14 protein-coding genes and 1 pseudogene are annotated in these 14,741 nt (G+C 74.5%); 5 read left to right on the forward strand and 10 right to left on the reverse strand.

Annotation, left to right across the window (positions count from 1 at the left end):
- Positions 1-250: 250 nt before the first annotated feature.
- Positions 251-835 (reverse strand): POT-type proton-dependent oligopeptide transporter, encoded by a 585-nt coding sequence (locus KGD83_RS17905; protein WP_256448869.1) that lies wholly within the window; start codon positions 833-835, stop codon positions 251-253.
- A 38-nt stretch (positions 836-873) separates the two neighbouring features.
- Here KGD83_RS17905 and KGD83_RS17910 point away from each other — a divergent pair, with 38 nt between their 5' ends.
- On the forward strand, positions 874-1,314 hold the full coding sequence (locus tag KGD83_RS17910; protein ID WP_256448870.1) for an Lrp/AsnC family transcriptional regulator: 441 nt from the start codon (positions 874-876) through the stop codon (positions 1,312-1,314).
- 116 nt (positions 1,315-1,430) lie between these two features.
- Positions 1,431-3,746 (forward strand): FdhF/YdeP family oxidoreductase, encoded by a 2,316-nt coding sequence (locus tag KGD83_RS17915; RefSeq protein ID WP_212640278.1) that lies wholly within the window; start codon positions 1,431-1,433, stop codon positions 3,744-3,746.
- Positions 3,747-3,829: 83 nt separating this feature from the next.
- On the opposite strand, the pseudogene KGD83_RS17920 reads toward KGD83_RS17915, so the two are convergent.
- Positions 3,830-4,617 (reverse strand): annotated as a pseudogene (locus KGD83_RS17920) (SAM-dependent methyltransferase).
- A gap of 209 nt (positions 4,618-4,826) precedes the next feature.
- On the opposite strand from KGD83_RS17920, the gene KGD83_RS17925 reads away from it, so the two are divergent.
- Positions 4,827-5,462 carry a histidine phosphatase family protein gene (locus tag KGD83_RS17925; protein ID WP_212640279.1) on the forward strand — a complete coding sequence of 212 codons (636 nt, stop codon included), beginning with the start codon at positions 4,827-4,829 and terminating at the stop codon, positions 5,460-5,462.
- Here the strand turns inward: KGD83_RS17925 and aroQ are convergent.
- Positions 5,453-5,941 (reverse strand): type II 3-dehydroquinate dehydratase, encoded by a 489-nt coding sequence (gene aroQ, locus KGD83_RS17930; RefSeq protein WP_212640280.1) that lies wholly within the window; start codon positions 5,939-5,941, stop codon positions 5,453-5,455. The genes KGD83_RS17925 and aroQ overlap by 10 nt on opposite strands.
- A 134-nt stretch (positions 5,942-6,075) precedes the next feature.
- Here aroQ and KGD83_RS17935 point away from each other — a divergent pair, with 134 nt between their 5' ends.
- Positions 6,076-7,872 (forward strand): acyl-CoA dehydrogenase, encoded by a 1,797-nt coding sequence (locus tag KGD83_RS17935; RefSeq protein WP_212640281.1) that lies wholly within the window; start codon positions 6,076-6,078, stop codon positions 7,870-7,872.
- Here the strand turns inward: KGD83_RS17935 and KGD83_RS29160 are convergent.
- A complete protein-coding gene (locus KGD83_RS29160; RefSeq protein ID WP_338036919.1) occupies positions 7,785-8,120 on the reverse strand; it encodes a MerR family transcriptional regulator in 336 nt (111 codons plus the stop codon). The two genes, KGD83_RS17935 and KGD83_RS29160, sit on opposite strands and share 88 nt — an antisense overlap.
- Before the next feature lie 56 nt (positions 8,121-8,176).
- Here KGD83_RS29160 and KGD83_RS17940 point away from each other — a divergent pair, with 56 nt between their 5' ends.
- Complete coding sequence (locus KGD83_RS17940) at positions 8,177-8,707, forward strand: DinB family protein (RefSeq protein WP_212640282.1); 531 nt, start codon at positions 8,177-8,179, stop codon at positions 8,705-8,707.
- A 39-nt stretch (positions 8,708-8,746) separates the two neighbouring features.
- Here KGD83_RS17940 and KGD83_RS17945 read toward each other — a convergent pair whose 3' ends face one another.
- The 6 genes from KGD83_RS17945 to rfaE2 all read right to left on the reverse strand — a co-directional run bounded on the left by KGD83_RS17945 (position 8,747) and on the right by rfaE2 (position 14,668).
- Positions 8,747-9,961, reverse strand: a complete 1,215-nt coding sequence (locus KGD83_RS17945) for an MFS transporter (RefSeq protein WP_212640283.1) — start codon at positions 9,959-9,961, stop codon at positions 8,747-8,749.
- 353 nt (positions 9,962-10,314) lie between these two features.
- Entirely contained in the window at positions 10,315-11,214 is a 900-nt protein-coding gene (locus KGD83_RS17950) for a glycosyltransferase family 2 protein (protein WP_212640284.1), read from the reverse strand.
- Complete coding sequence (locus KGD83_RS17955; RefSeq protein ID WP_212640285.1) at positions 11,211-12,086, reverse strand: glycosyltransferase family 2 protein; 876 nt, start codon at positions 12,084-12,086, stop codon at positions 11,211-11,213. Before KGD83_RS17955 ends, KGD83_RS17950 begins: the two co-directional genes overlap by 4 nt.
- A 152-nt stretch (positions 12,087-12,238) precedes the next feature.
- Positions 12,239-13,231 (reverse strand): UDP-glucuronic acid decarboxylase family protein, encoded by a 993-nt coding sequence (locus KGD83_RS17960; RefSeq protein ID WP_212640286.1) that lies wholly within the window; start codon positions 13,229-13,231, stop codon positions 12,239-12,241.
- A gap of 239 nt (positions 13,232-13,470) precedes the next feature.
- Complete coding sequence (locus KGD83_RS17965) at positions 13,471-14,157, reverse strand: SDR family oxidoreductase (RefSeq protein ID WP_212640287.1); 687 nt, start codon at positions 14,155-14,157, stop codon at positions 13,471-13,473.
- Between the two features lie 88 nt (positions 14,158-14,245).
- Positions 14,246-14,668 (reverse strand): D-glycero-beta-D-manno-heptose 1-phosphate adenylyltransferase, encoded by a 423-nt coding sequence (rfaE2, locus tag KGD83_RS29165; RefSeq protein WP_338036920.1) that lies wholly within the window; start codon positions 14,666-14,668, stop codon positions 14,246-14,248.
- Between the last annotated feature and the right edge of the window lie 73 nt (positions 14,669-14,741).

Genomic DNA, 14,741 nt, shown 5'->3' on the forward strand with positions numbered 1-14,741 from the left:
TCGCCGCGCGGAGTCTCGCCCCGGCCCCACCGGGCTCGTCCGAAGGTCGCGCTCGAAGACACCCATGCGGTTCGCGTACCCGCGTTCCTCCTGACGACCGGCGTCGCCAGTCTGCCCCGCGAAGCGGCCAGGGGAGCGCATTGCGGAGTCGGCGGCATGTCACACGCCACCGGACGGGGCCCCTCCCCCGGTGAACGCCGCGCCGCGCCCGGGAGGAGCGGCCCGGACCGGCCGGGCTCCCGCCGAACGGTCACCGGTCTGCCGCCGGGAGCGCTGTCTCCGTACGCCCGCGCAGGGCCGGGGCGAGGGCGAACAGCCCGAGCCCGAGGACCAGGGTCCCCGCACCGACCACGCCGAAGTACACGCCCGCGGTGTCGGCGTCGTAGAACACGACGAGTTGGGCGGCGATGCCCTGGCCCGCCGCGCCGGAGGCCAGCCACAGGCCCATCGTCTGGGTGGAGAACGCGGCGGGCGCCATCCTCGACGTCGCGGAGAGCCCGATCGGGGCCAGGAACATCTCCCCCACCGTGACCAGCGCCATGCTGCCCACCAGCCACAGCGGACTGCTCAGGCCCTCCTGTGCGGCGGGCAGGACGAGCAGGACGCAGGACAGGCCCGCGATGACCAGTGCGGCGCTGAACTTCTGGGCCGTCGTGGGCGGGGCCGCGGACCGGTCCAGGCGCAGCCACATCACCGCGAACAGCGGGGTCAGCGCGATCAGCACGACCGAGCCCACCGACTGGAACCACGGGGCGGGGACGGCGAAGCCGAACGCGGTCAGGTCCGTGCTCTCCGCCGCGTACTGCGCGATCACGGTCGCCCCCTGTTCCTGGATGACCCAGAAAGGGCCCCGGCCTCGCGGGCGGCCTCGGGCTGGACGCCTCCGACCACGCGCTGCTGGAGCGCCTGCGCGCCGACGGACGCGCCTCCTACGTAGAGCTCTCCGAGGCGAGCGGCCTGTCCCCCGGAGCGGCGCGCGCCCGCGTGCTGCGCCTGGTCGACTCGGGTGTCGTGCACGTCGGCGCCCTGGTACGGCTCAGTCCGCTCAGCACGGTGCACACGGTCGGGTTCGCGCTCACCGCGGACGGGGCGGCCGAGCCCGTCGCCCGCGAGGTGGTCGCGCTGGAGGAGGTCGACTGCCCGGCGACGGGCCTGGGCTGGTGCAACGCGATCGGCACCGTGCGGGCCGCCTCGCAGGAGGAGGTGTTCGCCGTTCTGGAGAGGCTGCGCGGGCTGCCCGGGATCCGCGCGGTGGAGTCGTGGACGCACCTGCACGCGGTCAAGGAGGAGAACGACCTGGCGCTCCCGCGCTGAGCGTCCCGGCGGCCCGGTGCGCGGCGCCCCGCGGGGGCGGCCCCGGCCCGCCCGGCGCCCCGTCCGGACCGGTGACGCTCCCCCGGACGTCCCACCATCGGACGGTCGGTGCCAGAATGCGCAGTGTGAGACACCAGCACTCGGACAACGCAGACCCCGCCCAGGACTCCCCCCGGATCAGCCCGCCCAAGAGCAGCGCCGCCGGACTCCCGGCCGTGCTCAACAGCCTCCGCCACCTCAACGAGCACACCGGTGTGCGACGCGGGCTGCCCACCATGCTCGCGATCAACCAGAAGCGCGGCTTCGACTGCCCCGGCTGCGCCTGGCCCGAGGGTGACAAGAGGCACCGGGCCGAGTTCTGCGAGAACGGCGCCAAGGCCGTCGCGGAGGAGGCCACGGCCACGGCGCTGACCGGGGAGTTCTTCGCCGAACACCCGGTCTCCGAGCTGGCCGGGCGGTCCGGGTACTGGCTGGGCCAGCAGGGCCGCCTCGCCGAGCCGCTGTACCTGGCCGAGGGCGCCACCCACTACGAGCCGGTCAGTTGGGAGCGGGCGCTGGACCTGGTCGCCGAGGACCTGCGTGCGCTGGACTCCCCGGACCAGGCGGTGTTCTACACCTCCGGGCGCACCAGCAACGAGGCGGCGTTCTGCTACCAGCTGTTCGCCCGCGCCCTCGGGACGAACAACATGCCCGACTGCTCCAACATGTGCCACGAGTCGTCCGGTTCGGCCCTGACCGAGACCCTGGGCGTGGGCAAGGGCAGCGTGTCCCTGGAGGACCTGCGCGAGGCCGACCTCATCATCGTGGCCGGACAGAACCCCGGCACCAACCACCCCCGCATGCTCAGCGCCCTGGAGCGGGCCAAGAAGTCCGGGACGCGGATCGTCACCGTCAACCCGCTGCCCGAAGCGGGGATGCGCGAGTTCCGCAACCCACAGCGCCCGGGCGGCCTGCTGGGGCGCGGCACCGAGCTGACCGACCTGTTCGCGCAGGTGCGGCTGGGCGGCGACCTCGCCCTGTTCTCCGCCCTCAACCGCCTGCTGCTGGAGGCCGACGAGCGCGGTGAGCCGGTCCTGGACCGGGAGTTCGTGTCCGCCCACACCCACGGTTTCGAGCAGTTCGCCAAGGCGCTGCTGGCCGAGCCGGACGAGGAGTTCTGGGCGCGCACCGAGCGCGACACCGGCCTGGAGCGGGAGCTGATCGAGCGGATCGCCGCGATGGTCACCTCCTCGGAGCGGATCGTGGTGTGCTGGGCGATGGGGCTGACCCAGCACCGGCACTCGGTGCCCACCATCCGCGAGGTGGTCAACTTCCTGCTGCTGCGCGGCAACGTGGGCCGCCCCGGCGCGGGCGTGTGCCCGGTGCGCGGCCACTCCAACGTGCAGGGCGACCGCACGATGGGGATCTTCGAGCGCCCGGCCGAGGAGTTCCTGGACGCCCTGGGCGCAGAGTTCGGCTTCACGCCGCCGCGCGAGCACGGGTACGACACCGTCAACGCCATCCGCGCCATGGCACGCGGTGACGTGCGGGTGTTCTTCGCCATGGGCGGCAACTTCGTCGCGGCCACCCCGGACACGCTGGTGACCGAGGACGCCATGCGCCGGGTGGGGCTGACGGTGCACGTGTCCACCAAGTTGAACCGCTCGCACGTGGTGACGGGGACGCGGGCGCTGATCCTGCCCGCCCTGGGGCGCACCGACCGCGACCTGCGCGACGGCGAGCCGCGCTGGGTGACGGTCGAGGACTCCATGGGCAAGGTGCACGCCTCCCACGGCGTGCTGGCCCCGCTGTCGCCGGGCATGCGCTCGGAGGTGGACATCGTCTGCGACCTGGCCGGACGGGTGCTCGGCGACTTCCCGGTGGCGTGGTCGGAGCTGACCGACTACGACCGGGTGCGCGAGCACGTGGCCGCGGTGGTGCCGGGGTTCGAGGACTTCAACGCCCGCGCGCGCAGGCCCGGCGGGTTCACCCTGCCGCACGCGCCGCGCGACGACCGGCGCTTCCCGACCGCGACCGGGCTGGCCAACTTCACGGTGAACGGGACGTACGCGCCGCAGGTGCCCGAGGGTCGGCTGCTGTTGCAGACGCTGCGCTCGCACGACCAGTACAACACCACGGTCTACGGGCTGGACGACCGGTACCGGGGCGTCAAGGACGGCCGCCGGGTGGTGCTGGTCAACCCCGAGGACGCCCGGGAGCTGGGACTGGCCGACGGCGCCTACACCGACCTGGTGAGCGAGTGGCGCGACGGCAGGGAGCGGCGCGCGGCGCACTTCCGGGTGGTGCACTACCCGACCGCGCGCGGGTGCGCGGCCTCCTACTTCCCGGAGACGAACGTGCTGGTGCCGCTGGACTCCACGGCCGAGGTGAGCAACACGCCGACGTCGAAGTCGGTGGTGGTGCGCTTCGAGCCGGACTCCGGGGCCGTATGACCCCGTGACCGGTGCGGTCGTCCTCCCGGGGCCCGTTCGGCCGTTCTGTCCCGGGACGCGCTCCCCGGGGCCCGGCGGGGCCGTCAGGCCTTGCGGGCGACGCCGCAGTACTGGTCGGCCGCGACGATCCCGCCCGCCTCCGCGGCGTCGGGCCGCCAGAAGGGCGCCGAGACCACGCCGGGCTCCAGCAGGTCGAGCCCGTCGAAGAAGCCCGCGATCTCCTCGGGGCTGCGCAGGTGGTAGGGCAGGGACGCGGTCCCGTTCCAGCGCCGGGACGCCTCGATCATCGGTTCGCTGGCGTCGGTCCCGTCGCACAGGGCCAGGAAGCTGCCCGGGGGCAGCGCGTCCGCGTAGGCGCGCACGGTGGCGTAGGCCCGGGCGTTGTCGGGGGTGTGCCCATGGCGCCCAGGACGGTGAGCGCGATCGGGCTGCCGAAGTCCAGGTGCGCGGCGGCCGTCTTCAGGACCTTCTCGGGCTCGTGCAGGTCGGCGTCGACGTAGTGGACGTCCCCCGTGTCCGCCTTCGCCGGCAGGGCGCGGGCGTGCGTGAGCACGAGCGGGTCGTTGTCCACGTAGACCACGCGGGCGTCGGAAGCCGCGGCCCGGGCGACCTCGTGGGTGTTGTTGTGCGTGGGCAGCCCGGTGCCCACGTCCAGGAACTGGCGGACGCCCTCCTCGCGGGCCAGGTGGGTGACCGCGCGGATGAGGAACTCCCGGTCGGCGCGGGCCGCGGCGACCATCTCCGGATAGGCCTGGAGCACGTGGTCGCCGACCTCGCGGTCGGCCGGGTAGTTGTTCGCGCCTCCCAGCCAGTAGTTCCACACCCGGGCGGAGTGCGCCACGGTGGTGTCGATGGGGGGTGTGTCCGCCATGGCGTGCCCTCTCACGGAAAGCGCGTCCGGCACCGTTATCCTCCTGCTCGCGGAAAGCCCGGCGCAAGCGTGAACGCCGTGTGGGCGGGCGTTCGCGAAGGGCGGACGCCTCCGCCCCCCCGCCCCGACCCCGTCGGCGCCTTCGTCCCCGTCCTCCGATCGCGTCCCCGGCGCGGAGGCGTCCGCGGGGCCGCTCGTACCCTGGTGCGATGCCAGCTATCTACCTGATCCGCCACGGGAAGGCCTCCCCCGACGCGGAGGACTACGACGAGTTGAGCCCGACCGGCTACGAGCAGGCGCGGCTGCTGGGCGCCGAACTCCGGCGGCGCGGCCCCCGGGTCGGCCGCGTGGTCACCGGTGAGCTGCGCCGCCAGCGCCAGACGGCGGCCGCGGCCCTGGCCGAGGCGGGCCTGGCCCTGGAGCCGGTCGGCGACGAGCGGTGGAACGAGTACGACCACCTCGGCCTGCTGGGCGCCCACCCGGTCGCGACCGGCTCGCTCCAGGATCGGCTCGACGCCTCCCTGACCTCGTGGATCGAGGCCGGGGGCAGCGGTCCGGGCACCTGGGAGGGTTTCCGGAGCGGGGTCCGGCAGGCGCTGGACGACCTGGTCGCCGGGCTGGGCAGGGGGGAGACCGCGCTGGTCTTCACCTCCGCCGGGGTGATCGCGACGGTGTGCTCGACCCTGCTGGGCACGGCGCCCGCCGGGTTCCTGGCCCTGAACCGCGTGGTGGTCAACGGTTCGGTGAGCAAGCTGCTGCACGGCCGGGGCGGCACCCGGCTGCTGTCCTTCAACGACCACGCCCACCTGGAGCAGGGCGGCCCCGCGCTGATGACCTACCGCTGAGCGCCCGTGCCGCCCGCCTCCCGGCGCTCGGCGTCGCGCCGCAGCACCGCGCGCAGGGCCAGTTCGTAGCCGAAGACCCCGCACCCGGCGACGTAGCCCGCTGCCACCGGCGCGGTCACCGAGGTGTGCCGGAACTCCTCGCGCGCGTAGACGTTGGAGACGTGCACCTCCACCACCGGCGCCTCGACCGCGTCGATCGCGTCGCGCAGCGCGATGCCGTAGTGCGCGTAGGCGCCGGGGTTGAGCACCACCCCCGCCCAGTCGCGCGCGGCGTGGATCCGGTCCACCATCACGCCCTCGCTGTTGCTCTGCGCGCACACCACCCGCACGCCCAGCTCCTCGCCGAGGGAGACCACGCGGCGTTCGACCTCCGCCAGGGTGGTGGTGCCGTACTGCCCCGGGTCGCGGGTGCCCAGCAGGTTGAGGTTGGGGCCGTTGAGCAGCAGGACGGCACGGGAGGGGTCGGACACAGCGGACATGCGGGTCAGCGCTCCTTCTCGGGTCGGTGGCAGCAAGCTTAGGGCCCTGGAGGCGTCGCGGCCCCGGTCGCCCCGGAGTCCTGCTGACGGGGTAACATACCGACCAGTCGGTCAACGATTCGAGGAGGCGACCCGTGGCGTCCGCCCTGCTGTCCACGCGCGACCTGCACTTCCTGCTCTACGAGTGGCTCGACACCGAGGCGCTCACCAGCCGGCCGCACTACGCCGACCACTCCCGCGAGACCCTCGACGCGGCGCTGGAGCTGGCCGAACGCGTGGCCACCGACCACTTCGCGCCGCACAACAAGGCCAACGACGCCCACGAGCCCCGATTCGACGGCGAGCGCGTCCACGTCATCCCCGAAGTGAGGAAGGCCCTGGAGGTCTACGCCGGGACCGGGCTGAGCGCCGCCGGGATGCCCGCCTCCGTGGGCGGCGCCCAGATCCCGCACGTGGTCTCCAGCGCGTGCGGCGCCTACTTCCAGGCCGCCAACCTGGGCACCTCGGCCTACCCCTTCCTCACCTCGGGCAACGCGCGCCTGCTCCTGGCGCACGGCAGCCCCGAGCAGGTCGACACCTGGGTGCGCCCCATGGTGGAGGGGCGCTTCACCGGGACCATGTGCCTGTCCGAGCCGCAGGCGGGCAGCTCGCTGGCCGACATCACCACCCGCGCCGAGGAGGACGGGCAAGGCGGCTACCGGCTGTTCGGCAACAAGATGTGGATCTCCGCGGGCGACCACGAACTGACCGAGAACATCGTGCACCTGGTGCTGGCCAGGATCCCCGGCGGCCCGCCCGGGGTCCGGGGCATCTCACTGTTCGTCGTGCCCAAGTACCTGCTGGAGGCCGACGGGTCGGTCGGCGAGCGCAACGACGTCGTGCCCGCCGGGCTCAACCACAAGATGGGCTACCGGGGCACCGTCAACGCGCTGCTCAACTTCGGCGAGGGACGCCACGCCCCCGGCGGGCGGCCGGGCGCGGTGGGCTACCTGGTCGGCGAGCCCCACCAGGGGCTGAAGTACATGTTCCACATGATGAACGGAGCCCGGATCGGGGTGGGCGCGGGCGCCGCCGCCGTCGGCTACACCGGCTACCTCAAGTCGCTGGCCTACGCCCGCGAGCGCCTCCAGGGCCGCCCGCTGGGCGACAAGGACCCCGAGCGGCCGCAGGTCCCCATCGTCGAGCACACCGACGTGCGCCGGATGCTGCTCGCCCAGAAGAGCTACGTCGAGGGCGCGCTCGCCCTGGTGCTGTACTGCGCCCGGCTGGTGGACGAGACCGCCAGCGCCGGGGACGAGAAGGCGCGCGACCGGGCCCACCTGCTGCTGGACGTGCTCACGCCGATCGCCAAGAGCTGGCCCTCCCAGTGGTGCGTGGAGGCCAACAGCCTGGCCATCCAGGTGCACGGCGGGTACGGGTACACGCGCGAGTACGACGTGGAGCAGCACTACCGGGACAACCGGCTCAACCCGATCCACGAGGGGACCCACGGCATCCAGGCCCTGGACCTGCTGGGCCGCAAGGCCGTGCTCGACGGCGGCTCCCGGCTGTCGCTGCTGGTGGAGACCGCGCGTGCCACGGCGGACCGTGCCCGGGAGCTGGGCGGACGCGAGGCCGAGTACGCGGAGCTGCTGTCGAATGCCCTGGACCGGACCGCGGGGACGGCCGCCGCGGCCTGGGCCGAGGGCGACCCGGCGGTGGCGCTGGCCAACGCCACTCCCTACCTGGAGGCGGTGGGGCACGTGGTGGTCGCCTGGATGTGGCTGGAGCAGCTGGTGGCCGCGCACGGGCGCGAGGGAGGATTCTACGAGGGCAAGCGCGCCGCGGCGGCGTACTTCTTCCGTCACGAACTGCCGCGCACAGGGCCGCAGTTCGACCTGGTGGCCTCGCGCGACCGGACGGTACTGGACGTCTCGCCCGACGTCCTCTGAGGGGCGGTGCCGGGGGGCCGGAGCGCGTGCGCCCCGGCCCGGTCCCCGGGCTCGTCCAGCACACGGGCGATTTCGGACAGCCCCATGCCCAGCTCGCGCATCACCAGGATGCGCTGGAGACGCAGCAGCTGGCCGTGCCCGTAGTGGCGGATCCCGCCGGGGCCGATCCGCGTCCGCGCGGACGCGGACGCGGACGCGGGAAAACCCGGCCGCGGGGGCCAACGGGCCGCGCGTTCCAGCCCGCGCACGTCCCGCGCGGGAAAACCGCTTCGGCGCGGGCGGGGTCCTGTGCCAGGCTGGCCCCATGTCCGACCCCCGTCGCGCCCTGCTGCGCTGGCAGTTCGACTTCACCTGGTCCCTGTTCGAGTACCACCTGGAACGTTTGGAACCCGGTGACCTCCTCTGGGAGCCCGGCCCCCTGTGCTGGACGGTGCGCCGGGACGGCGAGGGCCGGTGGGTGCCCGACTGGGCGGACACCGAACCCGATCCCGTGCCCGTCCCCACCGCGGCCTGGGTCACCTGGCACATCGGCTGGTGGTGGTCCACCGCCCTCGACCGACTGCGGGGGCGCGTTCCGCGCGAGCGCGAGGAGGTCCGCTGGCCGGGCCCGGAGGAGGCGGCCGACTGGCTGCGAGGGTTGCGGACGCAGTGGCTGGAGGTGCTGGAGGGGCTCACCGGCCCGGACCTGGACGCCCCCGCCGCGTTCCCCTGGCCGCCGGACTCGGGGCTGGCGGTCGAGCACACGGCCGCCTGGGTCAACGGCGAGCTGATGAAGAACGTGGCCGAGCTCGGGCAGCTGCGGCTGCTGCGGGCCGCGTCGGGACCCGGGGCCTGACCGGCGGACGCGCCCCGGAGGACCCCGCCGGTCACAGCGCTAACGGCGGGCCGGTCCGCTGGCCAGCGCGACCAGCGCGCCGAACACCGACAGGGCCGCCAGCAGCAGGAACACCGCCGGGTAGCCGCCCAGGGGCCCGGCCAGCAGCGCGCACGCCCCCGGTGCCAGGGCCATGGTGAGCATGAGCGGGGTGTGCATGATGCCGTTGAGCGTGGTGTAGTGCTCCTCCCCCCAGCGGTCGGCCACGGCCGTGGCCTGGAGCAGGGTGAGCACGCCCCGCGCGGCGCCGACCAGCGCCGCCGCGGTCATGACCAGGGCCAGCGGCCCGCTGACCAGGGCGATCAGTCCGGTCGCCCCGGCGCAGGCCAGGAGCACCGCGGCGATCCGGTGCACCGCCCCGCTGCGCCGCGCCAGCGGTGCGTAGACGAGGCGGCCCAGCACCTGGCCCACGCCCACGACGCTGAGCGTCCAGGCGGCCTCGGCGGTGCCGAACCCGCGCCCCTCCATGAGCGGGACGATGCCGACCACGACCGCGTACACGGTGAGGGTGCCCAGCGCGAGCGCCGTGGTCAGCGCCCAGAACGCGCCGCTGCGGACCACTCCGCGCACCGCCCTGCGGCTCCCGGCCCGGTCGGCGGTGCCGCCGGGAGCCCAGGGCGGGGTCAGGGCCAGGACGTGCAGCGGCAGCACCACCAGGGCCAGGACCAGGGCGAGGACGAGGTAGGCTCCGCGCCAGCCGACCTGCGCCTCCAGGGCGGCGGTCAGCGGGGCGAAGACGGTGCTGGCCAGTCCGCCGACCAGGGTGAGCGCGGTGAGCGCCCGGACCCTGCCCGGCCCGTACCAGCGGGTCAGGGCGGCGAAGGCGGGCGGATAGGAGAGCCCGGCCACGGCGACTCCGGCGACCTGCCAGGCCGCGCCGAAGAACCACAGGCTCGGGGCCAGCGCGAGTCCGGCGACGGCGACCGCGCCCAGCAGGGCCGCCGCGGTCATGACCGGGCGGGGGCCGCGCACGCGCAGCCAGCGGGCCACCAGGGGCCCGCCCAGTCCGGCCACGACCTGGGAGCCGGAGAACAGGGCGATGACGGCGGGCAGGGACCAGCCGGTGTCCTCGGCGATGGCGGGTGCCAGCACGGGAAAGGCGTAGAACAGCACTCCCTGGCTGGCGGTGACGGTGACGCACAGGGCGGCCAACGCCCTGCGCGCGTCCGTGCCGGAGTGTGCCCGGCCCGACGCGCGGAGGGGTCGGTGGGTCATACGCGCCGCCCGCGCGGCGCCGGTCGGGTGTTCGGAGGAAGCGGGGGAACGGGGGCAGGGTTCCGTTGCGCTTGCACGGGGGGACTCCTCGCCCTGAGAGGGGCAGACCCAGGGATCGAACGGACAGGTGACGCGTTCGTGTACATACCCGCGTCACTACACCGAGTATTCACCCGATGGCCATCCGTCGCTTACCTGGAATTCCAGCTTTTGTCCCCGGATACCGGCCACCTCCACGCCGCGCAGGGGAGGGCGGCCCGCCCCGGGACGTCCCACCCGGGACCGCGGGCAGGCCCTCACCCGCGCCCCGGAGCCGCCCCGGGCGTCCCCGGACGGCTCACGTCCCGGGTGCCTCAGCCCACGTAGCGCCGCGCCCGGGACTCCCTGCGGGGCGCCTCCAGGGCGCGTAGCCCGCGCTCCACCCGCGGCGGGACCGGCGCGCGCTCCCTCAGCACCCAGGGCAGCCCCCCGAGCGCCTCGGCGACGGCCATCGCGCTCGGCAGGTCGCGCGGCACCGACCGCAGCACCGACCACGTGTGCCGCCACGCCCCGTCCACCGGGCGCCGCAGCCACGCGGTCCACAGGGTGTTGCGGATGCCCAGGCGCCGCCGCCGGGTGGGGTCGCGCACCGGCGAGGCGGCGTGGTGGGCGACCGTGTCCTCGTCCCAGCACATCCACCACCCGGCGGCGGCCAGGTCCAGCGCCAGCAGCTCCTCCTCCCCGCCCATCCACAGGCGCCGGGAGAAGCCCCCCGTCTGCCAGAAGGCGCGGACCCGGAACACGGTGACCCCGGCGAGCACACCGAGCAGGGCGGGGCCGGGCAGCCAGTCCGGCCCGGGCACCGGCGAGTGGCGCAGCTCCGGGGTGATGGGGTCCTCCCCGCCCGCGGGCTCCACGATCAGCCGCGCCGTCACCGAACCCAGCCCGGGGTGGGCGTCCAGCAGGTCGGCGGCCCGCTCAAGGGAGCCCGGCTCCCACCAGGTGTCGTCGTCGCAGAAGGCGACGTAGGGCGTTTCCAGGGCCTCGACCCCGACGTTGCGGCCCACCGAGCCCAGGTTCGCCCCCGCCCGGACGAGCCGCACCCACCCGTGGCGTTCGGCGACGGCCGCGGCCGTGCCGTCGCCGGAGGCGTTGTCCACGACGACGGTCGGCGGCGGTCCGGGCAGGTCCGCCAGCCGGTCCAGGGTGCGCAGCAGCTCCTCCCGGCGGTCGCGGGTGATGACCACGACGCCAACGCGCGCGCTCCGGTTCATGCCTCCTCCAGCAGGGCCAGGTCCCGTTCCACGTGCGCGGGTACCGGGCGGCGCCGGGCCAGCGCCGCGGGCAGGACCCGCAGCGCCCCGGTCAGGGCGCCGCGCGAGACGGGGTCGCGCAGCGAGCGCCCGGCCAGCCGGACCGTGCGCGCCAGGGCCAGGCCGGGGCGGCGGCGCAGCCAGACCGTCAGCAGGGCGTTGCGCTCCTCCAGCGTGCGCCGCCACAGGCCCGGCGGGCGCACCGAGGACGGGTGGTGGTGCACGCGCACGTGCTCCAGGTGGCACAGATCCCAGCCCGAGGCCGCCAGGTCCTGGGCCAGGAGGGCCTCCTCCCCGGCGAAGAACAGCAAGTGGCTGAAACCGCCCGCCTCCGTGAAGGCCTCGCGCCGCACCACGGCGGCGCAGGCCAGGAAGCCGAGGACGCGCGGGCCGGGCAGGCCGTCGCCGTCCGGCAGCGGGCTGTGGGCCAGCGCCCCGTTGAGCGGGTCCGGCCGCCCCTCCTCGCCGACGAACACCGACGCGGCGACCAGCCCCAGGCGCGGGTGGGCGTCCAGGGCGTCGGCCGCCGCCTCCAGCGACCCCGGCGCCCACCAGGAGTCGTCGTCGCAGAAGGCGACGTAGGGCGTCCGGGCGCGCGCCACCCCGGTGTTGCGGGCCACGCAGCCGGTGTTGCGGTCCTGGCGGACGAGTTCGACGCCGGGGAACCCCTCGCACACGGCCTCGGCGGTGCCGTCGGTGGAGGCGTTGTCCACGACCACCACGGGCGGTCGGGGCTCCAGCCGTTCCAGGTGCCCCAGCGTGCGCAGCAGTTCTTCGCGCCGGTCGCGGGTGGCCACCACCACGGTGACCCGTGAGCGCTCCGGATTCCCCACGCTGGTCCTCTCTCCCCTCTCGTGCCCCGACCCGCCCCTCACCGCGGCCTCGCGCTCACGGCGGGGTCCGGTGCTCCGGACCCGCCACGGGTACGGGGCCGCCGCGGGTCAGGACCTCCCGCGCCGCACCGGCACCGTCTCCGGTCCGGCCCTCAGTTGGCGGGCGCGGTCCCCTCGGGCAGGTCCTCGTAGCGGTCGCGCTGGTCCACGAAGTAGGCGACGGTGCGGCGCAGCCCCTCGTCCAGGCGGACGCGCGGCCGCCAGCCCAGGGCCTGCTCGGCCAGGCGGATGTCGGGGCGCCGGAAGTGCGGATCGTCCTCGGGGCGTTCGACGAAGGTGATCTCCGAGCCCGTCCCGGTGACGCCGATGACGACGCGGGCCAGGTTCAGCACGGACAGCTCCTCGTCGCTGCCGATGTTGACCGGCCCCGTCGTCTCGCTGTCGGCCAGGGCGATCAGGCCCCGCACGGTGTCGTCCACGTAGCACAGCGACCGCGTCTGGTGGCCGTCGCCCGCCACCGTCAGGGGCCTGCCCTCCAGCGCCTGGTTGACGAAGGTGGGCACCATGCGGCCGTCGTCGGCGCGCATGCGCGGCCCGTAGCAGTTGAAGATGCGGGCGATGCCCACGTCGGCCCCGCGGGCGCGGTGGTGGGCCATGGTCAGCGACTCGGCGTAGCGCTTGGCCTCGTCGTAGACGCTGCGCGGGCCGACCGGGTTGACGTTGCCCCAGTAGGTCTCGCGCTGCGGGTACTCCAGCGGGTCGCCGTACACCTCGCTGGTGGAGGCCAGGACCAGGCGGGCGCCGTGGCGCTCGGCGCACTCCAGCGCGTTGCGGGTGCCCAGGCTGCCCACCTCCAGCGTCTCCACCGGCAGGCGCAGGTAGTCCGGCGGCGAGGCGGCCGAGGCCAGGTGGAACACCGTGTCCACGGGTTCCTCCAGAGTGAAAGGTTCGGTGAGGTCGGCCTCCATCAGCTCGAACCGGGGGTGCCCGGCCAGGTGCGCCACGTTCTGCGCCCGGCCTGTGGCGAAGTTGTCCAGGCACACCACGCGTGCGCCCCTCTCCAGCAGCCGTTCGCACAGATGGGAGCCGAGAAACCCGGCGCCACCGGTGACCAGGGCCCTTCCTCTCGACGCGTGCTCGCGCATCGTCGCCCACCTCCTCGGATGGTCTCACCGCTTACCTGGGTGCTGTTCTGTGGCCCCTGGGGCCTGTCTTGTGAACGGAGTCTTGGCGTGAGGGGGTGGTTCGGGCGCCCACCGGGTTCTGGAGGTGCCGGAGGTGAGACTGCGAGAAACGAGCCGTCTCACCGGAGACACCGAAGGCTCCCGTACTTCGGCGCCCGGACGCGGGCCGAAGCGAAGCGGAGGCCCCCGAAAGACACCGGTCAGGGCCAGGACGTCTCCTGCGAGGGGCAGATCACCATCTCGCGCACCTCGCAGCCGGGGGGCTGGCTCAGCGCGAACACCACCGCGCGGGCCACGTCCTCGGGCGCGTTGAGCTTGGCGTCCGGGCCCGGCTTGTACTGGTCGGGGCGGTCGTCGAAGAAGGAGGTGCTCATGCCCCCCGGGACCAAGAGCGTCACCCCGACCTGTCCGGCGAGTTCGGCGGCCAGCGCACGGGTGAAGCCCACGACCCCGAACTTGGAGGCGCAGTAGGCCGTGGCGTCGCTGAGCGCGCGCAGACCGAGCGTGGAGGCGCAGTTGACCACCGCGCCCCGGGAGGCGCGCAGGTGCGGCAGGGCGGCGCGGGTCACGGCGGCGGTGCCGAGGAGGTTGACCCGGACGACCCGCTCCCAGTCCTCGGCGGCCACGTCGGCGAGCGTGCCGCAGGCGTCGGTCCCGCCCGCGTTGACCAGGGCGTCGATGCGGCCGTGCTGGACGCTGACCTGCTGTACGACGCGCTCGACCGCCTCGCGGTCGGCCAGGTCCACTTGGTGGAAGGACAGGTCGTTGCCGGGGTGCTGCCGGTCCAGGATGATCGGGTGGCCGCCCCCGTCGGCGACGGCCCGCGCGGTGGCCGCTCCCAGGCCCGAGGACCCTCCGGTGATCAGCGTGTTTCCGAGTGGACGCATCTGTCTCCCTCGTTCTCCGTGTTCGTGGTCGTCGGTCGTTCGTGTCCGGTTCCCGGGCGCCGGGGCGGGGGCGTCCGGTCTCAGCGCCTCAGCGGGCGGGTACGCCGTCGCGGCCCCGGCCGCGGATGCGGGAGATCAGCCCGGTCGTGGAGTGGCCGGGTACGAGGGGCACGGTGACCACCTCTCCCCCGGCCCGGCGCACGACGGGCGTCTCGGGCAGGTCGTCCACCTCGTAGTCGCCGCCCTTGACCCACACGTCGGGCCGCAACTGCTCCAGGGCGCGCACGGGTGTGTGCTCGTCGAATACGACCACCTCGTCCACGCAGTCGAGCGCGCCCAGCACGCGGGCGCGGTCCTGTTCGGCGACCACCGGACGGCCGCTGCCCTTGAGAGCGCGCACGGAGGCGTCGCTGTTGAGCAGGACCACGAGGCGGTCGCCCAGGGCGCGGGCGCGGCGCAGCAGGTCGACGTGGCCCGCGTGCAGGACGTCGAAGCAGCCCCCGGTCGCCACGATCCGCTCCGCCCGGCGGCCCTCCCCGCGCGGGGGCCGGGCACAGCGGCGTCGCGCGCCCGCCCGGCGGCGG

The sequence above is a fragment of the Nocardiopsis akebiae genome (assembly GCF_018316795.1).
Lineage (GTDB): Bacteria > Actinomycetota > Actinomycetes > Streptosporangiales > Streptosporangiaceae > Nocardiopsis > Nocardiopsis dassonvillei.